General features: G+C 74.6%; 18 protein-coding genes. 11 read left to right on the top strand and 7 right to left on the bottom strand.

Going from position 1 to position 26,237, the window contains the following annotated elements; genetic code table 11:
* The first annotated feature begins 350 nt into the window (after positions 1–350).
* From CRV15_RS34600 to CRV15_RS34580, 5 genes are all read left to right on the top strand, one after another.
* Positions 351–1,433, top strand: a complete 1,083-nt coding sequence (locus tag CRV15_RS34600; protein WP_009999593.1) for a polysaccharide deacetylase family protein — start codon at positions 351–353, stop codon at positions 1,431–1,433.
* 492 nt (positions 1,434–1,925) lie between these two features.
* Complete coding sequence (locus tag CRV15_RS34595; protein WP_003963640.1) at positions 1,926–3,518, top strand: HAL/PAL/TAL family ammonia-lyase; 1,593 nt, start codon at positions 1,926–1,928, stop codon at positions 3,516–3,518.
* 20 nt (positions 3,519–3,538) lie between these two features.
* Positions 3,539–4,432, top strand: coding sequence for an O-methyltransferase (locus tag CRV15_RS34590; RefSeq protein ID WP_003963639.1), 894 nt, complete (start codon positions 3,539–3,541; stop codon positions 4,430–4,432).
* Positions 4,429–7,041, top strand: a complete 2,613-nt coding sequence (locus tag CRV15_RS34585) for an SDR family NAD(P)-dependent oxidoreductase (protein ID WP_003963638.1) — start codon at positions 4,429–4,431, stop codon at positions 7,039–7,041. Before CRV15_RS34590 ends, CRV15_RS34585 begins: the two co-directional genes overlap by 4 nt.
* The gene (locus CRV15_RS34580) at positions 7,038–8,438 is read left to right on the top strand and encodes a WS/DGAT/MGAT family O-acyltransferase (protein ID WP_003963637.1); all 1,401 of its coding nucleotides are present in this window, start codon (positions 7,038–7,040) and stop codon (positions 8,436–8,438) included. Before CRV15_RS34585 ends, CRV15_RS34580 begins: the two co-directional genes overlap by 4 nt.
* Positions 8,439–8,453: 15 nt before the next feature.
* Here the strand turns inward: CRV15_RS34580 and CRV15_RS34575 are convergent, their stop codons facing one another.
* From CRV15_RS34575 to CRV15_RS34560, 4 genes are all read right to left on the bottom strand, one after another.
* Positions 8,454–9,731 (bottom strand): MFS transporter, encoded by a 1,278-nt coding sequence (locus CRV15_RS34575; RefSeq protein ID WP_003963636.1) that lies wholly within the window; start codon positions 9,729–9,731, stop codon positions 8,454–8,456.
* A 456-nt stretch (positions 9,732–10,187) separates the two neighbouring features.
* Complete coding sequence (locus tag CRV15_RS34570; protein ID WP_137986997.1) at positions 10,188–11,306, bottom strand: pyridoxal-dependent decarboxylase; 1,119 nt, start codon at positions 11,304–11,306, stop codon at positions 10,188–10,190.
* A 50-nt stretch (positions 11,307–11,356) separates the two neighbouring features.
* The gene (locus CRV15_RS34565) at positions 11,357–12,154 is read right to left on the bottom strand and encodes an SDR family NAD(P)-dependent oxidoreductase (protein ID WP_009999588.1); all 798 of its coding nucleotides are present in this window, start codon (positions 12,152–12,154) and stop codon (positions 11,357–11,359) included.
* A gap of 217 nt (positions 12,155–12,371) precedes the next feature.
* Complete coding sequence (locus tag CRV15_RS34560; protein ID WP_009999587.1) at positions 12,372–13,166, bottom strand: trypsin-like peptidase domain-containing protein; 795 nt, start codon at positions 13,164–13,166, stop codon at positions 12,372–12,374.
* A gap of 733 nt (positions 13,167–13,899) precedes the next feature.
* On the opposite strand from CRV15_RS34560, the gene CRV15_RS34555 reads away from it, so the two are divergent.
* The 4 genes from CRV15_RS34555 (at position 13,900) to CRV15_RS36195 (ending at position 19,966) form a co-directional block, all read left to right on the top strand.
* Entirely contained in the window at positions 13,900–15,618 is a 1,719-nt protein-coding gene (locus CRV15_RS34555) for a methyltransferase (protein WP_003963633.1), read from the top strand.
* A 370-nt stretch (positions 15,619–15,988) separates the two neighbouring features.
* Positions 15,989–18,358, top strand: coding sequence for an SDR family NAD(P)-dependent oxidoreductase (locus CRV15_RS34550; RefSeq protein ID WP_230864287.1), 2,370 nt, complete (start codon positions 15,989–15,991; stop codon positions 18,356–18,358).
* Between the two features lie 97 nt (positions 18,359–18,455).
* Positions 18,456–19,664 carry an SDR family oxidoreductase gene (locus CRV15_RS34545; RefSeq protein WP_230864288.1) on the top strand — a complete coding sequence of 403 codons (1,209 nt, stop codon included), beginning with the start codon at positions 18,456–18,458 and terminating at the stop codon, positions 19,662–19,664.
* Positions 19,665–19,792: 128 nt separating this feature from the next.
* A complete protein-coding gene (locus CRV15_RS36195) occupies positions 19,793–19,966 on the top strand; it encodes a hypothetical protein (RefSeq protein ID WP_009999586.1) in 174 nt (57 codons plus the stop codon).
* A gap of 45 nt (positions 19,967–20,011) precedes the next feature.
* Here CRV15_RS36195 and CRV15_RS34540 read toward each other — a convergent pair whose 3' ends face one another.
* On the bottom strand, positions 20,012–20,263 hold the full coding sequence (locus CRV15_RS34540; RefSeq protein WP_003963630.1) for an acyl carrier protein: 252 nt from the start codon (positions 20,261–20,263) through the stop codon (positions 20,012–20,014).
* Positions 20,264–20,610: 347 nt separating this feature from the next.
* On the opposite strand from CRV15_RS34540, the gene CRV15_RS34535 reads away from it, so the two are divergent.
* Both CRV15_RS34535 and CRV15_RS34530 read left to right on the top strand, forming a co-directional pair.
* On the top strand, positions 20,611–21,675 hold the full coding sequence (locus CRV15_RS34535; RefSeq protein WP_003963629.1) for a cobalamin-independent methionine synthase II family protein: 1,065 nt from the start codon (positions 20,611–20,613) through the stop codon (positions 21,673–21,675).
* Between the two features lie 91 nt (positions 21,676–21,766).
* On the top strand, positions 21,767–22,705 hold the full coding sequence (locus CRV15_RS34530; protein ID WP_003963628.1) for an NUDIX domain-containing protein: 939 nt from the start codon (positions 21,767–21,769) through the stop codon (positions 22,703–22,705).
* Between the two features lie 33 nt (positions 22,706–22,738).
* Here CRV15_RS34530 and kdpB read toward each other — a convergent pair whose 3' ends face one another.
* Positions 22,739–24,916, bottom strand: a complete 2,178-nt coding sequence (kdpB, locus tag CRV15_RS34525) for a potassium-transporting ATPase subunit KdpB (protein ID WP_003963627.1) — start codon at positions 24,914–24,916, stop codon at positions 22,739–22,741.
* Positions 24,917–25,362: 446 nt separating this feature from the next.
* Complete coding sequence (locus tag CRV15_RS34520; protein ID WP_003963626.1) at positions 25,363–26,232, bottom strand: LysR family transcriptional regulator; 870 nt, start codon at positions 26,230–26,232, stop codon at positions 25,363–25,365.
* Between the last annotated feature and the right edge of the window lie 5 nt (positions 26,233–26,237).

Genomic DNA, 26,237 nt, shown 5'->3' with positions numbered 1-26,237 from the left:
AGGGGCTGAAGAGGCCAGAGTGGCCAGACGGGGCGCAACAGCCCACCCCGCAGAAGACCGGAACCGGGAATCCTGAATCGGCTCCGGCGGTCACCCGTCCACCCGCCCCCAGGCCCCACCCCCTCGTACGCGCCCGCACCACGGGCATCGCCAACTTCGCCTGCCCACAACGGCGTTCCTCTCCGCACCCCCGTGCTCGTGCCCGGGCCCGCACCCGTATCCGTGTCCGCCCGTGCATCCGCGCCGCACCGCCCCCGTCCCATCCGGGCTCGTCCCGCCCGGTCCCACCCCATCCGGGCTCGTCCCGCCCGGCCCGGCCCCGCCCCGCCCCGCTCTGAGGAGGAAAACGCATGCTGTACGCAGGAATCGCCTGGTCAGCCGATGGTTACGAGGTGGAGGTCATCGACGCCGAAGGGAACCGGGCCATGGCCCCCACGCACTGGGGCGCGGAGCGCGTACCGGAGCTGACCGCCTGGCTCGGGGCGCCCGGCCCGTCCTCCGAACCGCCCCGCGCGGTCGTCGTGGAGAGCACCAACGGTCTGGTGGACGGGATCTTCGCGGCGGCCGGTCTGACGGTCTACCGCGCCGACCCCTGGGTACTCCCCGAACGCCCCGACTTCGGCTCCGTACCGGCGCGGGCCCTCGCCGAACGGGCCAGAACCGATCTCGCCTCCCTCTCCCCGCTGACGGCGGAGGGCGGCGGCCAGACCGGTCGGGACGACGACTACCACGGCGGCATCCGGCGCAGCGCCGCGCGGGAGGCGGAACTCGCCCGGACGGGCCGCTGGTTCCGCCATGGACCGCGCGACCGCCGTGAGATCGCGCTGACCTTCGACGACGGCCCCGACCCGCTCTTCACCGGTCAGGTGCTCGACATTCTGGCCCGCTACGGCGTGCACGCCACCTTCTTCTGTGTGGGCCTCCATGTGAACGCGCTCCCCGACGAGGTGCGACGGATCGTGGACGCGGGACACAGTCTCGGCAACCACACCTGGTCGCACCCGTTCCTGCCGGATCTGAGCCGACGTCAATTCCGGCTGCAACTGGAGCGGACCGACGAGGCGTTCGACCGCGCGGTGGGCCGGGTCCCGAGGGTCTTCCGCCCGCCGTACGGCGCGCGCACCCCGGAGAGCCTGGACGAGCTCCTGACCGGCGGGCCCGCCCTGGCCCTGTGGGACGTCGACTCCTGGGACTGGGCCCGCCCCGGACCGGAGAAGATCGCCCGTACGGTGCTGGACCACGCCGGTCCCGGCTCCCTGATCCTGATGCACGACGGCGGCGGTGACCGCCGCCAGAGCGTGGCGGCCCTGCCGACCGTGATCGAAGGGCTGCTGGAACGGGACCTGCGCTTCGTGGCGGCGGACGCGCTGGTGCGCGCGGCCGAGGAGGGAACGGCGGAGACGGAGGGCGCGGACGCGCCCCTCGGGGAGTGACCGAAGGCGGCAGACCGAGGGGGACACAACGGATGAAAACGAATCCGATCGATCATGTCCGGAACCGATTTACTCCGTGCACACATTGACGGCGAGCGCGCATAGTTCCGACCGACAAGGGGATGATCACACCGCCTCTCTGCCAGATGTGTCACTCCGACCCCTCGGAGAACGGGAGCTGCTGTGCGCGCTGCGGTTGGCGACGACGGGCCGGGCCTGATCCGGCGGAAGGCGGTCGGCCGGAGAAGTGTTGACCACCGGCGGCTCCCTGACTGCGAGCGGCGCCCTCGTCTCCCTGCCGACCTGCGGCCCCGTGGCGTCATGACGCCGTGGTGCCGTGACGTCATGACGCCGTGACACCGGCACCGTGGATACGGGTAATACGGGCTTTACGGGTGATGCAGGAAATCACCGGCCGGTCCCGCACCCGTACCACCTGTCCCATCCCGTCCCTCCCCCCTGCTCTTCCCCCTCCTTCCCCCGGAGTCACCCATGCCCCCCACACCCGTCCCCGGAGCCAAACCCTCCGCCCTGGTGTCCATAGGCCCGGACGACCCGCTCACCCTCACCGACCTCGAACGCGCGGCCCATGGCCCGGTGCGGATCGTTCTCGCGCCGGGGGTGCGCGAACGCGTGCGGGACTGTCATGAGTTCGCCCTGCGCCGGATGTCCGACGGTCAGGAGGTCTACGGCGCGACCACCGGATTCGGCCCCCTGGTCGACTACCCGGGCCGGGCGGACGCCGTCGGCCAGGCGGACAACACACTCGCCCATCTCACGGCGGGCCAGGGACCGGACCTCGCCACCGGCCTCGTCCGGGCGGCGATGCTCGTCCGGCTCGGCTCGCTCTGCCAGGGCCGCTCCGGCGCCTCCCCCCAGGTACTGGACGCCCTGATCGACGCGTTGGCCACCGACTTCGCTCCGGCCGTGCCACAGCTCGGCTCCCTGGGCGCCAGCGGCGATCTCATCCCCCTCGCCTATATCGCCCGCGCCCTGCGCGGCGAGGGCGCCGCCCACACCGGCGGCGAGCGCCTCCCGGCCGCCGAAGCGCTCGCCCGCGCGGGCCTCCGCCCTCTCGAACTCGGCGGCAGGGACGCGCTCGCCCTGGTCAACGGCGTCTCCGTCACCGCCGCCGTCGCCGGGCTCGCCGTGGCCTCGCTGCTGCGCTCCCGTTCCGCCGCCGTTCTGCTCTCCGCCGTCCTCACCGATGTCCTCGGCCCCGAGCCCGCCTTCCTCGCCCCCGAGCTGCTGGACGCCTTCGGCCATCCGGAGACCTCACGGGTCGGCGCCGAGCTGCGCGCCCTGCTGGACGGTACGGTGGCCTCGGGGACCCGCTCGCTCCAGGAGCCGTACAGCGTACGGTGCACCCCGCAGCTCATCGGCGCGGCGGCGGCCGCCATCGGCCAGGCCCAGGAGGTCGTGGCGCGGGACCTGCGCTCCGTCAGCGACAACCCGCTCTTCTTCCCCGAACGCGACCTCGTGGCCCACGGAGGCAACTTCTTCGGGCAGCCCGCCGCGTTCGCCTGCGATCTGGCCACCCTCGCCGCCGTCCAGCTCGGCAATCTGGCGGAGCGTCAGCTCGATCTCCTCATCGACCCGGGGCGCAACGGCGGGCTGCCGCCCATGCTCTCCGCCGACCCGGGACGTCAGCACGCGTTGCAGGGCGTCCAGCTCGCGGCCACCGCCCTCGTCGCCGCCATGCGCCGTTCCGCGCACCCCGCCTCCATCCAGAGCCTGCCCACCAATCTGCACAACCAGGACGTCATCCCCTTCGGCACCCAGGCCGCCCTCAACGCCTGGGAGACCGCCCGGCTGCTGCGGCTGCTCCACGGCTCGCTCGCGGTCGCCCTGCGGCAGGCCGTCCATCTCTCCGGCCGCCCCCAGGCCCCCGCCTGCGCCGCGCTGACCGCGCGGATCGCACTGCTCTGCGCGCCCGTGGAGGAGGACCGGCCGCTGGACGAGGAGGTCCGCCGCGTCGCCGACCTCCTCGACAGCCTCACCGGAGGAGAAGCGGAAGCAGGAACGGAAGGGGAAGCGGAAGGAGGAGCGGGAGCGGAGAACGGCCACCGGACCATCGTCAGCTGAACCGTCCCGAGGAGCACCCCGTGAACCGGATCGGCACCGGCCGCACACGGTCGGCCGAGGAGAACACCGCCGTGGAGAACACCGCCATGGAGGAAGCCGTCATGGCCGAGGAGGACATCAAGTCCCTGGGCCTGGACCCCGTCCAGTACCGCTATCTCCTCGCCCAGGCAGAACCCCCGACACCCGTCCAGCGACGGCTCATCGCACAGACCCGGGCGCTGGGCCCGGCCTCGGAGATGCAGATCCCGCATGAACAGGGTGTCCTGCTGACCCTGCTGTGCCGGATCGCCGCCGCCCGGCTGGTGGTCGAGGTCGGCACCTTCACCGGCTACTCGACGCTCGCGCTCGCCCTGGGGCTGCCGCCGGGAGGCAGGGTGCTCACCTTCGACATCTCCGAGGAGTGGACCGGGGTCGCCCTGGCCGCCTGGCGGGACGCCGGGGTCGCCGAGCGGATCGAGACCCGGCTCGGCCCCGCCGCCGAGAGGCTGCGCGAACTGCCCGAGGAACCCATGATCGACCTGGTCTTCCTGGACGCGGACAAACCCGGTTACGACACCTACTGGGAGCTGCTCGTCCCCCGGGTCCGGCCCGGCGGACTGCTGCTCGCCGACAACGTCCTCTACGCCGGGGAGGCGGCGGACCCCCGATGCACCGGGAACGGCCGCGCCATCCGCCTGTTCAACGAGCGCGTCCGCGCCGACAGCCGGGTGGAGTCGGTCATGCTGCCCCTCGCGGACGGGCTCACCATCGCCCGCAGACTTCCCCCGTCCGGAACCGGCCCGTCCGGCACCGGCCCGTCCGGCACCGGCCCGTCCGGCACCGGCCCGTCCGATACCCGCCCGTCGGGCACCCACCCGTCCAGAATGCGAACATCCGGCAGCGAGGCGTCCCCCAGCGGGGAGGGAGAGCGATGACCGAGCCGAAGCAATCGCAGCGGCAGCCGATCGAGCGGACCGGGACCGGAACGGAGACCAGGGCCGGAACGGAGACCGCGAGCAGGGCGGAGACCATGACCGGGGCGGAGACCGGGGCCGGAGGGGTCCCCCTCCCCTATCTCTCCCCCCGTGCGCCCGGGGAGGCCACGGCCCTGCTGCACTGCCGCACCGGCGAGCGGACCTCGTACGCCCGCCTCACCGCACTCGTCGACCGCGCCGCCCGTGCCCTCGCGGACCGGGGGATCGGCCCCGGGCAGACCGTGGCCCTGCTCCTCGGCAACGGTGTCCCCTTCGCCGCCGCCTACCACGGGGCCCTGCGCGCCGGGGCGACCGTCCTGCCCCTGGACCCGCTGGCTCCCCCGGCGGAATGGGAGCGTCTGATCCGGACCGCCCACGCCCGGTCGCTGGTCACGACCCGGGACGCCTGGGACGCCCTGCGGCCCCTGCCCGGCGCCCGCGCGCTGCGCCACACCCTCCTCACCGACACCGGAGCCGGGCTCGAAGAGCCGGACACCGGGCCGGAGCCGGAGCCGGGCGACGGCCCCGGACCCGAGCTGGGACCCGAGCCGGAAACGGAACCAGAACCGGAACCGGAACCAGGTCCGGAGAGCACGCCGCAAGGCGTCCCGGAGCACTTCCCCATACCCGACCCGACCGCGACCGCCGTCCTCCTCTCCTCCAGCGGTACGAGCGGACCGCCCAAGCTGATCCGGCTCACCCACGGCAACCTGTCCGTCAACCTCGCGCAGATCCACGCGCGCCAGCGCCTCACCCCTGACGACGTGATCGTGGCCGCCGCCCCCTGGCGGCACATCTTCGGCATGCAGATGGCGCTCAACCACTCCCTGCGCTCCGGCGCCACGCTGGCCTTCACCGGAGCGCGGTTCTCCCTGGAGGAGCTGCTGCACGCGGTGGAACGGCACCGGATCACCGTCGCCTTCCTGGCCCCGCCGACCGTACGGCTGCTCGCCCAGGACCCGGCCGTCGACCGGTACGACCTCTCCTCCCTGCGGATCATCCTCTCCGGGGGCGCGCCCCTGGCACCGGAGATCGCGGACGCCTGCGCCCGCCGGACCGGCGCCGTGGTCCGCCAGGGGTTCGGCATGACCGAGCTGGGCTGCGCCTTCCTGGTACCCGATGGGGCCGAGGACCCGCCGCCGGGGTCCGTGGGCCTCCCGCTTCCCGGTACCGACGTCCGGATCTCCGACCCGGAGACCGGAGCGGAACTCCCCCCGGGCACGGAGGGCGAACTGTGGCTGCGCGGACCGCAGATCAGCCCCGGCCCCGCCGGTGACGGCACGGCACCGGCCCCGGCCCTGACCGACGGCGAGGGCTGGCTGCACACCGGCGACCTGGCCCGCGTCGACGCCCGCGGCTACTGCTTCGTCACCGGTCGGCTCAAGGAACTCATCAAGTACAAGGGGCACTCGGTCGCCCCGGCCGAGTCGGAGGCGGTCCTGCTCACCCATCCGGCCGTCGCCGACGCGGCGGTGGTCGGTGTCCCGGACCCCGACTGCGGCGAGCTGCCGAAGGCGTATGTCGTCCTGCGCCCGGAGAGCGGGATACCCCGGCCGCTGCCCGACCCGCCGCCCGGCTCCCCTCTCCCTTCCCCTCTCGCCTCCCTGCTCGACTCCCTGCTGGCACACGTCGCCGAGCGGGTCCCGCCGCAGCGCAGGATCCGTGCGATCGAGACCGTACGGGAACTGCCGCGCAACGCGACGGGCAAGCTGCTGCGGCGGGAGCTGACGGCGCGGGCCGCCGCCACGGCCCGCGGGGCGCTGCACGGCCGTACCGCGCTGGTCACCGGTGCGAGCCGGGGTCTCGGGCTGCTCTTCGCCGAGGCGCTCGCCGCCGCCGGGGCCGATGTCGTGATCACCGGCCGGGACGGCAGGACGCTCGCCGGGGCGGCGGAACGGGTCGCTCGCGCGGCCCCCGACGACCGCACCCGGGTGCGCGCGATCCCCATGGACGTCCGCGACCCCGCCGCCGTCCGGCGGGCCGTCGAAGAGGCGACCGGGGCGCTGGGACCCATCGGCGTCCTGGTGAACAACGCCGGGGTCACCGGGCCGAGGGGCCCGCTGTGGGAGGTCGGAGGAGAGGAGTGGTGGGACGCCCAGGAGACCAACGTCCGGGGCGTCGTGAACGCCTGCCGGGCCGTCGTCCCCGGCATGATCGCCGCCGGGGCCGGGGCCCGGATCGTCAACGTCGTCAGCGTCGCGGGGCAGCAGGGCTGGGCCCATGCCTCCGCCTACTCCGTCTCCAAGAGCGCCGGTATCCGGCTGACGGAGTGTCTGGCCGCCGAACTCGAACCGCACGGGATCGCCGCGTTCTCCTTCCACCCGGGGCTGGTCGACAGCGGGATGACCGCCGACCATCTGCGGCGGCACCCGACCGGCGACCACTGGGAGGACCTGATCGGCGAGTGGCTGCACACCGCGTACGAGAACGGCCGCTTCACCCCCGCCGAGGACGCGGCACGGGCTCTGGTCCGGCTGGTCTCGGGGCCCGCGGACGCCCTCTCCGGACGCTATGTCACCACCGAGTCCGTCCTCGCCGATCCACCGCGCCGGGCGGACGGCGGAGGGTGAGCGCCGGTGCCGTCCCCGCCTCACTGGTGTCCAGGGCCTTCCTGGCCCTGGACGCCCTGGCGGGAGACCCCACGGATCTGTACTTCGGTTTCCATCTGCGGCTGCGGGGGCCGTGCCCCGACCGGGAACGGCTGTACGCGCTCGTCGGCGACCGCTCCCGGGGGCTGCCCCCGCTCACCCACCGGCTGGTCGGGGACGGGGAAGGCGCCCGGTGGGAGCCGGACCCGGCCTTCGACCCGGCGCACCACGTCCATGTGCTGACGGACCGGGACCCGACCCCCCGCCCGGCGCGGGCGCTGCCCGGTCTGCCGCTGGACGGGCGCCGACCGCGCTGGGGACTGTGGCTGCACCGGGGCGGCGGGACGGCCGGGGACACAGGCGCGGGCACGGACGGGTACACGGGCGGGGACAGGGACGCGGGCACGGGCACGGGCGGGGACAGGGACGCGGGCGGGGAGTGGGCGCTCAGCCTGCTCGCCCACCACGCCGTGCTCGACGGCCTCTCGCTGCTGTCCGTGCTCGGCGCCCTGTTCGCCGAACGGAGCGGTACACGGAGCGGTACATGGGGCGATACACGGGGCGGTACGGGGCCGGGGCCGGGCGCGTACGGACGCGTCGGGCGCGATGTGTGCGCGGGGCTGCTGTCCCTGCTGCCGGATCTGCTCCCCGGTGCGGCGGCGGCCCCGGTGCCCGCCGCTCCGCCACCGGCGGCGGCTTCCCGCCCGTCCCGGGAGCTGTCCCACGCGGCGGTCGACCTCGGCCTGTTGACGGCGACCGCCCGTGCCACGGGGGCGACGGTCAACCAGGTCCACCTCGCGGCTCTCGCGGGGGCCCTGCGCGACGGACGGCCGGGCCCCGGCGCGCCCGGGACCGCCCTGGTGCCGGTGAGCACCCGCGCACGGGGAGCGGACGGCGGCGGCCGGGAGCTGCGCCACGTCAACCGGCTCTGGCCGGTCCGCGTCCCCCTGCCGCTCGCCCTCCCGGACCCCGCGGCCCGGCTGGCCGCGATCATGGCCGGAACGAGCCGCGGCACCCTGGACCGGCGCCGGGCCGCCCTGCGGGTCCTCACCGAACGGGCCCCGGAACGTCTGGCGGTCCGGCTCCTGCGGCGGCTCACCGACCCCCGCGGGGTGCTGCTGACGGCGTCCCATGTCCGGGTCCCGGAGCTGGGACGGGTGCTGGGCAGCCGGGTCACCGCCGTGACGGCCGTCCCCTGGCTGCCCGCGGGCACCGACTGCTTCACCCTGCTGGCCGCCGACGGCCGGGTGGCCCGTCTCTCCGCGCTCGTCTCCGCGCCGGAGCGGGACCCCGGGCGGCTGGTCCGGCGCTGGGCGCGGGAGGTGGAGATCCTGCACGACACCGCCGGGAACGGTGCCCGCCGTCGCGGCGGGGCGTAGTCCTCCCCCGTCCGCTCAGCGGCCGACGGGCACGGGGACGGGCCGCCGGGGCCGGTACAGGGCCGTCGCCGCGGACAGCACGGCCGGGGCGGCGGCCAGCGCGAAGCACACGGGCACCGGGACATGGCCCAGCAGGAGCCCGGTGACGGCGGTCGCCCCCGCCGAACCGGCGTTGAGAGCGGTGTTGACCCATGCGCCCGCCCGGGTGCGGGAGGCCGGGTCGGCGCATTCGTCGGCGATGAGATAGGCGGTGGTGAGGGCCGGGGCGATGAAGAGTCCGCCGATCGCCGCCCACACGACGAGCACGGCGGGATGGGGGAAGAGCCCGGCCGCGGCCAGGACCAGCCCCAGGGCCGCCGCGAGGACCGCCAGCCGCAGCCTGCTGGAGGCACGCCAGGCGACGGCGCCGTAGACCAGGCCGCCGATCGCGCTGCCGCCGGAGAGCGCGGCCAAGATCCAGGCCACCGACCCCGGGGTCCCGTGTTCGTCGGCGACGGCGATCGCCAGGAGTTCGAACGCTCCCAGAGCCGTGCCCACCGCGGCCGAGACGACGATCGCCTGCCGCAGACCGGGGCCGCCTCGCGACAGCCGTCGGAGCGGCGTGCCGGGTCGCCCGCCGGGGACGGACCCCCCGGACGGGGCCGCTGCGGCGGAATCCCGCTGCCGGCCGGCCCAGCCGTGCACCGCCGGGGACATGACCAGGGCGAGCGAGCCGGTCCCGACGAGCGCGGCGCTCACGGCGAGCCCGGCCGACGGTGACGCGATGTGCATCAGCAGCCCCACCAGCAACGGACCTGCGACAAAGAGGAGTTCCTCGGCGACCGCGTCCAGACTGTAGGCGCGCTGGAGGAGCCGCCGGTCGGGCAGGAGGTCGCTCCAGACGGTCCGCATCACCGGGCCGAGCGGCGGCGTGCACGCGCCCGCGGGCACCGCCAGGATGCCCAGCAGGATTCCCGAGCCGCCCGGCCACGAGGTCGCGAAGGCCAGCCCGGCCAGCAGCAGCGCATAGCAGGCGGCCATGGGGAGCAGGGCCCGGCGCGGCCCGTACCGGTCGACGAGACCGGCCCGGGTCGGTGAGAGGAAGACACTGGTCAGGGCGAACAGCGCCACGACGGTACCGGCTACGGCATAGGAGTCGGTGGCCTCCTTGGCCGCCAGCATCAGCGACAGCGAGACCATTCCGTAGGAGAGCCTGCCCAGCAGCGCCGCGCCGAAGGTGCGGCAGGCGTAGCGGGTGCGCAGCACGGCCGCGTACGAGGGGGCAGGGGAAGGTGCCGTGGAAGACGGGGACATATCACGTTCCTCGGAGACAGCGCCGGACCGATGGCGCTCAGGTGTGCGGGGGCGACGGAAACCACGCCCGGTGGGCGTGGTGGGCGCTGACTCCTACACACGAGAAAGGAACATATGTGCACCGTAGCAGAACGGAGGGCGCGGGCGACACGGTCGGGCCGCCGCCCGAACACGCCGCCGGGGCTCAGGAGTCGGCCTCCCGGTAGGCGCGTTCCAGGGTGTCGAGAAGCCCGTGGAACGTGTCCGTTCCGGTGGCAGGGGCCATGACGGTCGCGCGCCACCAGCGTCTGCCGCCGACCACCGAGGACGCCAGGTGGTAGCTGCCCTCCCGGATGAGGCGGTCGCGTACGGCGATGTGTTTCCTGTCGCTGCCGGGGCCGGGGCCGTCGATGTGCCGGAAGCAGACGATGTTGCTCTCCGGCCTGCTCAGGGCCTCGAAGGCGGTCCGGTCCCCGATCAGCCGCCAGAGGGTGCGCGCCGCCTCGTGGCGGCCGTGGATGTAGGACGCCAGTCCGGCCTCGCCCCGGCGGGCGAGGCCGAGGAAGACCTTGAGGCCGAGTTGGGCCTTGGAGCCCTCGACTGGAGCCAGACGCCGTGTTCCCGGCAGGCCCCGGCGATGGCGGGGAGCGGGTCGTACAGGCCGGTCGGGGCGGCGCAGGCGTTGGCGACGACGGCGAGCACCCGGCGTCCCGCGCGGTGCTGGGCCGCGATGCGGTCCGCCACCGCCTCGCCCCGGACGCGGCCGAGTCCGTCGCAGGGCAGGGGGTGCACGGCGCGCCGTCCCAGGCCGAGGACGGCGGCGGCGCGGGCCACGGACAGATGGGCGTTGGCGGGGGCGAGGACGACCGCGCCGGGCGGGGTGCCGTCGTCCCAGGCGTCGGGGAAGGCACGGGCGCGCGCCGCGAGCAGCGCGGTGAGGTTGGCGAGGGAGCCGCCGTGGACGAGTGCCCCGCCGGCGGTGTCGGCGGGCCAGCCGGCCTTCTCCGCCATCCACCGGATGACGGCCGACTCGGCGGCCACTCCGGGGGCGCCCATCTCGTAGAGGGACATCGCGTTGTTGCTGACGCCGTGGACGAGGTCGGCGACGGCGGCTCCGATGCCGGGGACGGCGCACTGGTGCGCGAGATAGCCGGGGTGGTGCAGCCGGGTGCTCTCGTCCAGGTAGTCGGTGAGGAACGCGGTGAGGTCCTCGTCGGTCATACCGCCCCGCGCGATCCACTCGCGCAGGCGCAGCTTCCCGGCGAGGGCGCCGGGGGGTGTCTGGCGCAGCACGGGGGCCCGGCCGCGCTGGCTGTCCTGGACATAGGTGTCCAGGACCCGGGCGGCGGCGGTGACGGCGCGAGTGAGGTCTCCCTCGGCCCAGAGGTCGGCCGTCCCTGCTTCTTCCTCCTCTTCTTCCTCCTCTTCTTCCTCCTGCGGCCGTTCGCCCGGTGTGCGCTCCGTCTCCCGGTGTTCCCGCGCTCCTCGCTCGTGCGGTACACCTTCGTCCGGTACGTCTTCGTCCGGTACGTCTTCGTCAGGTACGTCTTCGTCAGGTACGTCTTCGTCAGGTAGGTGCTCGTCCTGTGTACGCATGGGCCATGGGCTCCCTGCAACGGTGGGCTGAGCCGGGCGGTGTGCCGGGCTCAGCGGTTGGTGATCAGCCCCGGGCGGACGCCCAGCCCCATGGACGCGTCGATGACCGCGCCGTGCAGGGGGACGGCGGCGGCCGTGGTCAGCCACCACAGCACTTCCGCGATCTCCTCCGCCCGGATGAGACGGCCCCGCGGGAGGCGGGTGACCAGTTCGGCGGCGTCGGCGGGGGACAGCGGGTCGAGGGTGCTCTGCCGGAACATGGGGCTGTCCACGGCCCCCGGGCAGACGCAGAACACCTCCACCGGCTCATGGCTCAACTCCGCCGCCCACTGCCGGGTCAGAAAGGCGACCGCGGCCTTGCTCATGCCGTCGGCGTCCCGGAATCCGGGGAAGGCCGCGATCCCGCCGCCCACGCTCGACACCGTGAGGATCTTGCCGTATCCGCGTTTCACCATGCCGGGAAGGAGGTGCCGGGTCAGCCACAGCGGTCCCAGGCAGTTCACCCGGGTGAAGAGTTCGTCCTCCATGTGCCGTGAGGTCGCGCCCGCCTGTTCGACCGTCGCGGTGCCCAGGGCCGCGTTGTTCACCAGGACGTCCACCGTCTGCGGTAACGCCTTGAGCAGTTCTTTGAGGCTGTCCCAGTCGCCCTGGTCGAACGGCAGCGCGTGGGGGCGGCCGCCCTCGGCGAGGGCCAGTTCACGCACCAGCTCCCCGGCTCGCCGGGCACCCCGGTGGTAGGTGAACCAGACCTGGTCACCGCGTTCCGCGAAGGCACGTACGGCCGCGGCCCCGATGCCGCTGGAACCCCCGGTTATCAGAACCGTCCGAGCCGAATCCCGCACTTCCACCCTGGGTCTCCCCTCCCCGCGACGGCGGACGGGAGAACCCGTGCGCCGCGACCTCCCGGGCCGCGGTCCGCGACCCACCCACGGGCAAATGCCCAGGACGGGGGTGCTCCAAGCGAACGGAGGGAACGGTGTGACCGAAGTCGACATCGAACACCGCCGAAATGTCGGGGCGGGACGGCCGACCGGAGGGGCGCGGGCTCCGGGCGGCCCCGGGGTGTCAGGTCGCCAGGCGGAAGCCCGCGCCCACGCCGCCCACGGTGTCCAGCTCGTCGAGGATGCTCAGGATCGGGGAGCTGTGCTGGGCGCCCCAGGCGTTGCCCACCAGGGTCTCGCCCAGCACGACCGGGGCGCCGGAGTCCCCGCCGTTGGTCCAGATCAGATGGGTGAACCAGATGCCGCTGGTGCCGACCCGCGCGCCGCAGGTGAGGCCCGTGCGATGGCCCTGCTTGCACATCCGGGTGCCCGTCGGCGGCGGGGCGCCGAGGGAGGTGATGGTCGTCCCGTTGACGGTGGTGGTGGGGGCCACCCGGGACTCGTCCAGGTCGATGACCGCGAAGTCGAGGCCCTTGGGGCCGTTGTTGAGGAGGTTGTTCGGCGTACTGACATGGGTGACGCGGCCGATCGGGCCGGTCATCAGATCGGGCCGGGAGTCGTTGACCGGCGCCGGGGCGAAGGCGGTCCCGGGCGGGGAGGTGTCCCGGTAGACCTCGGCGCCGGTCAGCTTGTTCCCCTGTTCGTCGATGAAGCAGTGGGCGTTGGTCAGGGCGACGAGGTTGCCGGTCCGGTCGCGGCCCACGGCGGTGAGGGAGCAGATGTAGTAACTCCGGGGGTCCTCCGGCGCCGGGCTGATCCGGAAGATGATCCCGGTGCCGCCGCCGACCGGTGTCAGCGACCGGGCGTGCGCGGTGGGAGCGGCGGTGACGGCGGCGGTGAGGGTGGCGGCCATCAGCAGGAGTACGAGGAGGAGAACGCGCGGGCGTAAGCCGCCCGCGGCACGGAGGGTACCTGCCATCGGATCACTTCCCATCGGATCGGGTGGACGGAGCGACGGCGGCCGGGTCCGCCGGAGCGGGACGACCACCTTGCATAGCACAGGGGATGACGGGGCCACCAGGGAGCGGTCACCGGGTTTCCGCTGCCGTCCGCCGGTTCCGGAGCGGTCGTCGGGCCCCGCGCCCGCCACCGGTTCCCCGGCCCCGGGGCCGGGCACTCCCCGTCGATGGGCCCGGGGCCGGCCGGGTCGCCGACCGGCTGCCGGCCGCGCAGGCCCGTCGCCAACCCCGGCGGGCCGCCGCGTCGCCCACCCGGGCGCCCGGCCCGCTGACCACCGCCCGCCGTCTCCCGTTCGCCGCCGCCGGTCGGGCCCATCCGCTCTTCCGCCCGTCCGGCGCACCGCCCGCACTCCCCCGCGTGCCCGGGCGCCACGGGTTCGCGCTGCGCCGCCCCGGTCCCCGCCCCGGCCCCGGACAGGCCCGGCGGACGGCGGGACGCCCGTTCCGGACGCACACGCGGTCCCCGGCCGGACACACCGGGCCGTCAGCACCCGGCCCGGCTCCGGTGAGCGGCCCGGGGCCAGGGCCGTCGGCGTTCGGCCGTGGCGGCCTGCCCGTCGACGTCCGCTCCCCCGCGTGTCCGGGCGCCGCGGGGTTCGCGCTGCGCCGCCCCGGCCCGCGTCCGCATCATGGGATGACGACGCGAGGTCCGGCCCGCGGCCCCGGACCGGTGGCCGGTCACGAGGAGTGCGGATGAGAGCAGAGAACGGCTGGGCCGACGAGCTCGACCCGGCGGACGCGACAGTACTCGGCGAAGCCTTCGCCTTCGTCCGGCGGAACGGGGGCGAGGACGCCCTCGGTCGGCTGCTCCGCGCGCTCGACGCGGACCAGCGGGCGGCCGTGGCGGCCCACTGCGTGCCGGAGCACGTGGCCGCGCTGGTCTTCCCGCCCTCGCCCGAGCGGCTCACGGCCGCTCTGCGCGCGTCCGGCCTGCGGGTACGAGGACCGGTGCCCAGCACGGTGGTGCGGGACCGGCTGGCGCTGCGCCACCGGCTGCCCGCCGATGAGCTGGACGTGTCCATCCTGCACATCGGCCTCCCGGTGGGCGGGCCGGACCGGATGGAGGTCGAGCTGTTCGTGCTGCCGGTGCCGCCGGGCTCGCCACTGACCCGGATCGCGGAACGGGAGCGGGCCGAGCCCCATGAGCACCACCTGGCGCTGGGGGTCACCACAGGGGACGAGGCCATCCTCCTCGGTCTGCGCGCCCTCCTGCGCGAGCGGGGCGGTCTGGTCCCCGACGGCGGCGGGCACAACCCGGACGAGAACTGCACGGTCCTCTACTTCCGCGACCCCGGCGGCCCGACCCCCCTGGAGTACCGGCGGCTTGAGCTGCGGGTCCCCGGCTTCCACCCGGCGGCGCTCGCCGCGCATCCGGCCCACGCCCCCGACCGGTGTCTGCGGACCCTGCTGACCCTGCTCACAGGGGCCTGGACCACCCGGGCCATCGCGGTGGCCGTGGGGCTGGGGGTGCCCGACCTGCTGCCCGCCCGGGCGGACGAGCTGGCCGGGCGGCTCGCCGTCGACCCCGACGCGCTCGCCCGGCTGCTGCGCCACCTGGAGTCCAGCGGCGTGGTCGTCTCCCGTGCCGACGGGTACGCGCTGACCGCCGTCGGCGCGCCCCTGCGGCGTACTGCCCCGGTCTCGCTGGCCCCGGTGGCGCTGCTCTACGGCGGGCTGTTCCACCACTCCTACGAGGCCCTGGAGCACTCCGTGCGCACCGGGGAGGAAGGCTTCAGCACCCTCTTCGGCCAGGGGTTCTTCGGGTACCTCGCCGAACATCCCGACCAGGCCGAGCTGTTCGACGCGGCGATGGCCGCCAACGCGCCGATGTTCGCCCCCGTGCCGGACCTGGCCGGGCTGGACGGGGTCCGCGTGGTCGTGGACATCGCGGGCGGCAGCGGCGAACTCCTGTGCCGGTTCCTCGGTCACGCGCCCCTGCTCCGCGGTGTGCTCCTGGAGCAGGCCCCCGTACTGGAACGGGCCCGCGCCCGGCTGGCCGGGGCGGGCTGCGCCGACCGCTGCGAACTGATCGCCGGTGACTTCACCCGGGATGTGCCCCCGGGCGGTGACCTCTATGTCCTCTCCCGCGTGCTGCACGACTGGGACGACGAGCGGTGCCTCGTCATCCTGCGGCACTGCGCCTCCCGTATGCCGCCGGGCCGCAGACTGCTGATCGTGGAGCGGCTGCTCCCCGTCGACGGCCGCCCGTCCCTGGCGGTAACGTGGGATCTGCACATGTTGTGCAATCTGGGCGGCCGGGAGCGCACCGGGGAACACTACGCGCGACTGCTGGACGCCGCCGGATTCGACCTCGTCTCCGTGGACGAACTGCCGCTCGACGGCAGTCTGCTCCAGGCGGTGCTCCGCACGGACGGGCCGTCCGCCGACCCCCCGCGACCGGCCGGAGGGTGACGGCGACGGGCCCCGGCCGCACGGTGCCGCGGCCGGAGCGGAGGCCCCGACACCGGACAGGGCGGCGCGGCCCGGCCGATCGTGTGCGGCAGGGCGGCGGGACGGCCGGCGGCGCCGGACGTGTCCGCCGCGCCCTGCCGTCCCGGGCTCTGTCGTCCCGTGCTCTGCTGTCCCGGGCCGACGAGCCGCCAGGGCTCCGGCCGCCCGGGGCGCCGCCGGATCGCCGCGCACCCGGTTCCCCGGGCGTCCGGACCGGCACGGGCCAGGTCTTCCCGGTCTTCCCGGTCTTCCCGCGCCTCCGGTCCGCCCGGCCCGGCGCACGGCCGCTCACCGCGCGGGCGGGATCGGCCCACAACGTATGGAGTCCGTCATGTCCACGGCCCCTCTGGAATCCGGCGCACCGGCCCCCGGCATCCCCGGCACACCCCTGCACGAGCTGTTGCGCCCCGCTCCGGCCATCGCGTCCCGCACGGCGCTGATCGACGCCGCCACCGGACGGCGCTGGACCCACCAGGAGCTGTCCGACCTGGCCCTGGCCTCGGCCGCCGCCTTCCGGCGCGCCGGGGTCGCCCCCGGTGAGCGGGTTCTGCTCGACCCGCCGAACGGTGTCGGCTTCGTCACCGGGCTGTTGGGGCTGCTCACCGCGGGCACGGTGGTCAGTCCCGTCGTCCATGGCACGCCCGGCCCCGAACTGGCCCGCCGGAGCGAGGCGATCGGCGCCCGCCGCACGCTCACCGGTGACGGCGGACGGCTGTCCGCTCCCCGGCCCGCCCCCGCCTCCGGGCGGGGCGGCGGACCGGCCGCGAAGGACCCGCCCGCCGATCTGGCCCTGCTGCCCTGGTCCTCGGGGACCACCGGCAGCCCCAAACCGGTCGCCCTCACCCACCGCAACCTGGTGGCGGGCCTGCTCCAGCTCTCCGCCGCCCAGCCGCTGAGCCCGGACGACGTCCTGCTGGGAGTGCTCCCGTTCAGCCATGTCTTCGGTCTCCAGTACGTCCTCAACCACGCGCTGTTCACCGGTGCGAGCGTCGTTCTGCTGCCCCGCTGGGACGCCGCCGCGGCGCTGGACGCGGTCGACACCCATGGCGTCACCCTGCTGCACGCCGTGCCGACGATGGTGCACGACCTGGCCGAACGGGCGGCCTCGGACCACCGGCGGCCCCACAGCCTGCACCAGGTGCTCAGCGGCGGCGCGCCACTGCCCGCCGGGGCGGCGATCCGCTGTGAACAGGCGCTCGGCGTCCCCGTGGACGGGGCGTACGGGCTCACCGAGGCGAACACCTCCCACTTCGTCCGGCGGGGCGGGCCCCGCCGCGCCGGTTCCAGCGGATACCCGGTACCGGGAACCGAGTACCGGGTGGTGCCGCCCGGCGGAACGGCCGAGGAAGCGGTGGAGGACACGGTGAACGGCACCGGGGGCGGTCGGCGCCGGACGGGTGAGCTGCTGCTGCGCGGGCCCCAGGTCGCCGACGGCTTCCTCGGCCCGGACGGCCGCCTGGTGCGGATCGCGGACGCCGAGGGGTGGCTGGCCACGGGCGATCTGGTCGAGGTCGACGACGACGGCTGTCTCCGGGTGGTCGACCGGCTCAAGGACATCATCAAGTGCCGGGGGCACCAGGTGTCCCCCAGTGAGGTCGAGGCGGTGCTGCGCGACCACCCGGCGGTCCTGGACGCGGTCCTGGTGGCCGTGGACCACCCCCGGGACGGCGAACGCCCGGTGGCCCGCGTCGTGCTGACGCCCGGCACCCGGCTCACCCCCCGACTCGCCACCGCCCTCCAGGACTTCGTCACGGAGCGCCTGGCGCCCCACAACCGGCCCCACCGGATCACCGGGATCCCCGCCGTCGAACGGACCGCGTCCGGCAAGCCCCTGCGCAGGCTGCACCGGTCCCCCGGCCCCGCCCCCGAAGGCTCCGGCGGCGTCCCGGAGCCGCCCGACCTCACCGGACGCACCGTCCTGGTCACCGGCGGCTCGCGCGGCCTGGGCCGGGCCCTCGCCGAGGACTTCCTCCGGCACGGCGCCCGGGTGGCGATCACCGGCCGGGACCCCGCCACACTGGCTGAGGCCCGTACCGCCCTCGCCGCCCTCGGCGAGGTGCGCGCCGCCGCCGTGGACAGCGCCGACCACCGGGCCCTGTGCGAGCTGGCGGCCCGGCTGGAGACAGACGGGTTCGCGGTGGACACCCTCGTCTGCAACTCCGGGGTGGCCGGTCCCTCCGGTCCGGCCTGGGAGAACGACCCCGAGCAGTGGTGGGCCACCCAGGAGGCGAACCTCCGCGGCACCTTTCTGCCCTGTCATGTGTTCCTGCCGACGGTCATCGAGGGCCACGGCCGGATCATCGCCGTCGCCAGCCATGCCGGGCACCACCGCTGGCCGCACATGTCGGCCTACTCGGTCTCCAAGGCCGCCGTCATCAAGTTCACCGAGAACCTCGCCGCCGAACTGCGCCACCACGGCGTGGCGGTCTTCGCCTACCACCCCGGCCTGCTCACCATCGGCATGGCCGCCGCCCACTTCACCTCCCGTCCCGCCCCGGGCTCCTGGGACGCGCGGATACAGCGCTGGTACCTGGACGAACACGCGGCGGGCCGGACCGTCACCACCGGGCGGAGCACCCGGGGCGCGCTGCTCCTCGCGGCGGGCGCGTGCGACCACCTCTCGGGCTCCTACCTCACCCCCGACCACCCGGCCCTGTCGGAAGGGCCCCGGCCCACCGAGGAGAAGCGACATGACGAGTGACCGCGCGGCACGGCGCCGCGCACAGGGGACCATCCCGCGGGCCGGGGCCGCCGGGGACGGGCTGCCGAGTCCCCCCGGGCCCGGTCACGGTCGAGGGGTGGGAGGTGTTCCCCTGCCTCCGGAAACGGCACGTCTGGTCGGGGCGGACCTGGTGCTGCCGTACGAGGCGGTGCCCGAGCGCCTGACACCGGCCCGCCCGGGGGACGCGCCCGGCACGGTGCTGCTGACCGGAGCCACCGGCTACCTGGGGGGCTATCTGCTGACGGACCTGCTGCGGGCCACCCGGTGGCGGGTGCGCTGTCTGGTCCGGGGCGAGGACACGGCTGCGGCTCGCGGGCGGCTCGCGCAGGCCCTGGCCGGGCACCGCGTCCCGGCCGCGGACGCGGAGCGGCTGTCGGTGGTGCCCGGGTCGCTGGCCCGGCCCCGGTTCGGGCTCGGCGAGGCGGAGTACGGCGCGCTGGCGGCCGAGGTGGGGGCGGTGTACCACTGCGCGGCGTCGGTGAATCTGGCGTCCGGGTACAGCGTGGTACGCACGGCGAATGTGACCGGTACGGTCCGGGTCCTGGCGTTCGCGGTCCGCGCGGGCGGGGTGCCGGTGCACCATGTGTCCACGCTGGGGGTGGTACTGCGGCGGTTCGCGGAGGGCGCGGGCCCGATCGTGGAGGACGATCCGCTGCCGGAGCCCGTGGACATCGGCTACTGCCAGAGCAAGTTCGTCGCCGAGCTGCTGGTGGGTGAGGCGGGGCGGCGGGGGCTGCCGGTGTCCGTGTACCGGCCGGGTGTCGTCCTGCCGTCCACGCGCGGGAACGCGGCGCCGGGCGACTGGTTCATGCGGCTGACGGAGGCGAGCGTACGGGCCGGGTGCTTCCCGGTGCACCGGTTCCCGCTGGCGGTGGCTCCGGTGGACCGGACCAGCCGGGTGATCGCGGACCTGTCGCTGCACGACGCGGCCCGGGGCGGGGTCTTCCACACGGTGGAACGGGAGCCCCTCTGGTTCCAGGAGTACTTCGGCCGGGTGGCCGCGACGGGCTTCCCCATGGAGCCCGTGCCGTACGCCCGTTGGGTGGCCGAGGTCGAGAGGCTGCCCGGGGTGGCGCCGGGCACCGTGCGGCTGGCCGGGCTGCTGCCGAGAATCCTGCCGCCGGGCGCCCGGGGACGGGTGTGGGTGTCGAGCGAGCGGACGCACCGGCTGCTGCCCGCGCCGGGGGCGGCTCCCGCGTTCGACGACGGGTACTTCGGCCGGATGCTGGACGATCTGCGGAGCAAGGGGGCGCGGCTGGACCCACCGCCCGGCGGGCGGCTGTGAGTGACCGCGCGCACCCGGCACGGACGGGCCGAGGACACGGCGGACAGCCGCGCGTGCGGGCGGCTGTCCGCCGCGGGAGAATGGCGGGAACGAGCAGGTCCGGGCGAGCGCCGGGTCTGGTGCCGCCGGTGGCCGATCACGACCACACGGACGACGCGTGTCCGGTCGATGTCGTCGCCGGGCGGCCCCGGCGGGTCGGACGGGCTCCCGTGCTGTCGAACTCCTTCGGGTTCGGCAGCCTCAACGCCTGCCTGGTCATCGCGCCGGGCGACCTCGAAGGACTCGTTCCCCTGGCGGGGTGACCGGTCGCGCGGTGACCGGTCCCACGGGCTCCGGCGCGGCGCTCGTCAGCCGCCGTCCCGCGGTCCGAGCCCGTTCCGCACCAGGGCGGCCAGGTCCGCCACCGTGACCGCGGCCCGCACCGCGTCCTCGCTCAGGGCCACGCCCAGGCTCTCCGCCAGGGCTTCGCGCAGTTCGGCGAAGTCGATGCTGTCAGCGCCGAGGTCGTCGACGAGCCGCGCCCCGGCGACCACCTTGTCCGCTTCCGTGTTCAGCACGTCGGTGCACACATCGCGGACCTGCTCGAACACCTCGTCCATGGCCTCTCCTCACCGGGTGAACGGCGGTGGCCCGGGTGTCCCGGGACGACGGCCCGAACCCTGTGCTCCGTCCCCGTCGGCACGCGTCAGCCTCCTCCGGCGTCCCGCCCCCGGCATCCCGCCCCGTCCACCCGGGTGATGTCCGGCGTCTGTCGGGAGGTCTGCGGCCCACCGCGTGGTCACCGTGGGGTCCGCTGCCACGGCCCCACAACAGTCGGTCAGTCTCGATCTCAAATGAACTGAATACGACTCACAGAAAAGAATATTCATCCATCAAGTCGATCATTATCGTTCACACCTGGGGACTTTTCCGGAATGGATGATCAACCGCCCCTACCATCCCCCGCATGACGCTTCCCACCGAGCCCATCGGCAGCATCCCCCGTCCCGCCGAACTCCTCTCCGCCCTCGCCGACCAGGCGGCCGGACGGATCACCGACGAGGAACTCGCGACCGTCCAGGAGAAAGCGGTACGCGACACCATCGAACGTCTGGAGGCCGCGGGCTCCCCGGTGGTGACCGACGGCGAGCAGGCCAAGCCGAGTTTCGCCACCTACCCGGTGGCGGGTCTGGAACAACTCGCCCCGGACGGGGCCGTGGTGCCCTTCGCCGACGGCCACACCCGGCAGTTGCCGCGGCTGACCGGCGGCCCCTTCCACTACACCCGGCACGCGGCGGACTACCTCCGGACCGCCCGCCGGTTCGCCCGGCGGCCCGTCAAGCAGGCCGTGATCGCGCCCTCCGTGCTGAGTCTGCTCTACCCGGCGGACGGCATTGACGGCTACCCCCGTGAGCGCTTCGTCGACGATCTGCTCGCCGGGGCCGAGGCCGATATCCGCGGCTGTCTGGACGAGGGGGCCCACCGGGTCCAGATCGACTTCACCGAGGGGCGTCTCGCGCTCAAGCTGGACCCCTCCGGGGGGCTGCTCGACGCCTTCATCGACCTCAACAACACCCTGCTGGACCGTTTCTCCGCCGACGAGCGGTCCCGGATCGGTGTGCACACCTGCCCCGGCGGGGACCAGGACTCCACCCACAGCGCCGATGTGGACTACGCCGAGCTGCTGCCCCGGCTCTTCCGGCTGCGCGCGGGCTCCTTCTTCCTCCAGCTCGCCGGGGAGTCCGACCCCGAGCGGGTGCTCGCCTGCGTCGCCCACCACGCCGCGCCCGAGCACCAGATCTTCGTCGGGGTCACGGACCCGATCGACCCGGTGGTGGAGACCCCGGAGCAGGTCCGCGACCGGGTGCTCCAGGCCGCCCGGCACATCCCCGTGGACCGCCTCGGCACCTGCGACGACTGCGGCTTCGCACCCTTCGCCGACGACACCTCCACCTCCCGTGAGGTGGCCTTCGCCAAGATCGCCGCCCGGGTGGAGGGCACCGCCCTCGCCTCGGAACAGCTCGGCGTCTGACCAGGTCCGCCCCTTCGGCCCCGCCGCCGTCCGCACCCGCCACCACCGCGGGCGGCGGCCCCTCATGTCCTCTCTCCCCAGGCGGTGACCCATGACCGCGGATCGTCCACCGGCGAACGCCTCGGCCCTGCTCCACAACTCCCGAGGGGAGTATCTGCTGCATCTGCGGGACGACATCCCGGGAATCCGCGAACCGGGGGCGTGGTCCCTGCCCGGGGGCGGCCGGGAACCCGGTGACCGGGACCTGGAGGACACCGTCCGCCGGGAGCTGCGGGAGGAGGCCGCCCTGGAGCCCGGCCCGTTGGAGCCCTTCGCCGTCGTGCACACCACCGACGACGACGGGTCCGCCCTGCCGGTGCAGATCTTCACCGGGCAGTGGGACGGGGACCCCGGGGCCCTGCCCCTGACGGAGGGCGTCATGCTGCGGTGGTTCGCGCCGGAGATCCTGCCCCGGCTGCGCATGAGCCCCGTCACCCGCGATGTGATCCGGCGCCACACCGCTCCCACCGCTCCCGCGCCGGACGGTGCGGCACGGCCGGACACCCCGCGGACCATCACCTCCGCCCCCCGCACCGGCCGTCCGCCCGTGCCGCACGCCACGCTCGGGGTCGGCATCATCCTGCACGGCCCGGACGGGGTGCTCCTCGGCCGCCATCGGCGCGGCACCGTCGAGCTGCCCGGCGGAGCGGTGGAGCCGGGCGAGCCGCTGACGCGGACGGTGGTGCGGAAACTCGCCGAGGAGACCGGGCTCACCGCCCATGAGGACGGCGTCCAGCTCCTCGGGCTGCTCCTCGACACCGCCGCCGGGACCACTCGCGCGACCGTGGCCGCTCTCGTCACCTCCTGGGACGGGGAACCCGCCGACCAGCCGGGCGAGACGGTGGGCGACTGGCGCTGGCACCGGCCGGACGCGCTGCCGGACGGTCTGTTCGTGCCCAGCGCCCAGTGTCTGACCCTGTGGCGGCCGGGCCTGCCGATCGGCCACCCCCCGGCCCACCGGTATCCGCTGCGGCCCGGCCGGGGCCGCTGATCTCACGGTGAGCGGCGCCCGGGGCCCCGGTCCTCAGCCCAGACCCGGCAGCACGGAGAGCGCCAGGTCGATCAGTTTGATCCCGAGGAAGGGCAGGACCAGGCCGCCGATCCCGTACAGGGCGAGATTGCGGCGCAGCAGGTCATGGGCGGACGCGGGGGTGTAGCGCACTCCGCGCAGGGCGAGCGGGATCAGCGCCACGATGATCAGGGCGTTGAAGATGATGGCGGAGGCGATGGCGGTGGTCGGGCTGTGCAGCCCCATGATGTTCACCGCCTCCAGTTGCGGGTACGCGCCCGTGAACATCGCGGGGATGATGGCGAAGTACTTGGCCACGTCGTTGGTGATGGAGAAGGTGGTGAGGGCGCCGCGGGTGATGAGGAGTTGTTTGCCGATCTCGACGATCTCGATGAGTTTGGTGGGGTCGGAGTCGAGGTCGACCATGTTCCCGGCCTCCTTGGCGGCGGAGGTGCCGGTGTTCATCGCCACGCCGACGTCGGCCTGGGCCAGGGCGGGGGCGTCGTTGGTGCCGTCGCCGGTCATCGCGACGAGTTTCCCGCCCGCCTGCTCCCGTTTGATCAGCGCCATCTTGTCCTCCGGGGTCGCCTCCGCCAGGAAGTCGTCCACCCCCGCCTCCCGCGCGATCGCCCGCGCCGTCAGCGGATTGTCCCCCGTGATCATCACCGTCCGGATACCCATCCGGCGCAGCTCCTCGAACCGCTCCCGCATGCCGTCCTTGACCACGTCCTTGAGGTGGACCAGGCCGAGGACCCGGGGCCCGTCCTCGTCGTGGAGGGCGACCAGCAGCGGAGTGCCCCCGCTCACGGCGATCCCGTCGGCCCAGTCGCGGGCCTGGCGGGGCACCGTTCCGCCGCGCAGCGTCACCCATTCGACGACTTCGGCGGCGGCGCCCTTGCGGATGGCGCAGCCTCCTCCGTTCTCCCAGCGCAGTTCGACCCCGCTCATCCTGGTCCGGGCGCTGAAGTCGATGAAGTGGGGGTTCGGCAGCTCCTCGGGGGTCGGCGGGCGCAGGCCGAACTGCCGCTCGGCGAGCGCGAGCACGGAACGGCCCTCGGGGGTCCGGTCGGCGAGTGAGGAGAGCTGGGCGGCGTCGGCGAGCGCGGTGGCCGGTACCCCGGGCAGCGGGACGAAGCCGACCGCCAGACGGTTGCCGTGGGTGATGGTGCCGGTCTTGTCGAGCAGCAGGGTGTCGACGTCTCCGGCGGCTTCGACGGCGCGCCCGGAGAGGGCGACGACATTGCGCTGGACGAGCCGGTCCATGCCCGCGATGCCGATCGCGGAGAGCAGCGCGCCGATGGTGGTCGGGATGAGGGTGACGAGGAGGGCGACGACGACGGTGGTGGACTGGGCGGCGCCCGCGTAGGCGGCCATCGGCTGGAGGGTGAGGACCACCAGGACGAATCCGAGGGTCAGCGCCGCCAGCAGGATGTTCAGGGCCACTTCGTTCGGTGTCTTCTGCCTGCGGGCGCCTTCGACGAGGGAGATCATGCGGTCGAGGAAGGAGTGTCCCGGGCGGGCGGTGATACGGACGACGATCCCGTCGGAGAGGACCGTCGTCCCGCCGGTGACTCCGGAGCGGTCGCCGCCCGCTTCGCGGATGACGGGGGCGGACTCGCCGGTGATGGCGGACTCGTCGACGGCCGCGACGCCGTCGACGACCTCGCCGTCGGCGGGGACGACCTCGCCGCTCTCGACGAGGACGAAGTCGAGGAGGCGCAGTTCGGCCGCGGGGACGGTGTCGGCCTCGGCCCGGCGGGGGTTGATCCCGTACCGCCAGTGCCGCAGCCGTCGGGCGGTGATGTCCGCGCGGGAGCGGCGCAGCGAGGCGGCGTGGGCCCGGCCCCGGCTTTCGGCGACGGATTCGGCCAGGTTGGCGAAGAGGACGGTGAGCCAGAGCCAGACGGTGATCAGCCAGGTGAAGACCGTGGGGTGGAACACCGCCGAGACGGTGGTGAGGAGGGAGCCGACGGCGACGACGAAGAGTACGGGGTTCCGTACCAGGGTGCGGGGGTCGAGCTTGTGCAGGGCCTCCGGGAGGGCTCTGCGTATCTGCGCGGCGTCGAGCAGTCCTCTCCGCGGGGCGGTGTGCCGCCGTCGCGCGGGCCGGAGCGGGCCGGTCGGCGGGGGCGGCGGCTGCGGGAGGAACCCGTCGGCCGTGGGGGGCGCCTGCGGGGACGCGGAGGGGTGCATCGGGAGACCTTCAGCGAGAGGCCGTCGCCGGACGGGCGGGCGGCGGGGGTACCGGTGGGGTGTCGGCCGCGGGGTCCACAGCCGCCGTCCGTGCGGGTGGTGCCTGCGGGCCGTCGGAGGGGGTGGATGAACGGCTGCCCCGGAATCTAGGCCCGGCCGGGGGCCCGGGGCGGCGCCTTCCCGCGCCCTTGACGGCGTTCTGACGACTCCTTGGCACCGTCGTCCTCCCCGGTCCGGTGTGACCGGGCACGGCACCGGGAGCGGCCCGGGCGCGGGCGGCCACCGGGCCCGGGGGCGGAGGCACCCGCGGTGGGGAGACTCGGACACTCCGCCTCGCTCCGTATCGCTCCAGCTCGCTCCACCGGGAACACCGCCGCCCCTGCCCCCGCGCGCAGAGCGCTCCGCCGCGCGATGCCGTTCCGGTGCCCGGCGTGGCGGGTCCGGGCTCAGCGGTCGTGGGCCGAGGCCGCGACGGCGCTGATGACGGCGGCGTTGGTGTGCCAGCTCTCACGGCCGGGCCGGGTCAGGGCGTAGCTGCGCCGGGTCCCGGCCAGGCCGTTCAGGGGGAGGCGGCGGACACCGGGGTGGCGGGGGCCGTCGGCCGCGACGAGGGCGGTGCCGAGCCCGGCGGCGATGAGATGGACGACGAGGTCGAGACTGTCGACGTGGTGGAGGAGCCGGGCGCTGAAGCCATGACCGGCGGTCACATGCTGGACCAGCCGGTCGTCCTCGCTGGAACGGGAGTTGGCGATCCACTCCGTCGCCGGGTCGGCGATGATCTCCTCGGCCGGGCGGCGGTCCGCGGCGGCGACGGCGAGTTCGATCGGCACCTGGTGGTAGGCGGTGGCCGGAGCGCCCCGGGAGACCAGGCTGAGGTCGTACACGACGCCGATGTCGATCTCGTCGCGGTCGAGCAGGCCCCGGACCTCGGAGGGCTCGCGTTCCTGCATCGTGACGGTCAGCCCGGGGTGCCGCTCCCGCAGGGCAGTGACCGCCGGTATCACATGGTGGGCGAGGCTGGTGGCGTACCCGGCGAGCCGGACCCGGCCGATGAGCGGCCCGTCCGGCGCGAGGGCGCCGCGGGCCGTGTCGAGTGCGGCGAGGACGGTCCGCGCGTGGGGCAGCAGGGCGCGGCCCGCGGGGGTGAGCGCGAGCGTCCTGCCGACGGGCTCGACGAGGGCGACGCCGAGGGAGCGCTGGAGGGCCGCGAGTTGCTGGGAGACGGCGGAGGTGCTGTAGCCGGTCATATCGGCCGCGGCCCGTAGCGTGCCGTGGTCGGCCAGCTCGACGAGCACACGTATCCATCGCAGATCCATGGCCG

This window comes from Streptomyces clavuligerus, from assembly GCF_005519465.1.
In the GTDB taxonomy this organism is placed as follows: domain Bacteria; phylum Actinomycetota; class Actinomycetes; order Streptomycetales; family Streptomycetaceae; genus Streptomyces; species Streptomyces clavuligerus.
This window is presented reverse-complemented; position numbering and strand designations above follow the sequence as displayed.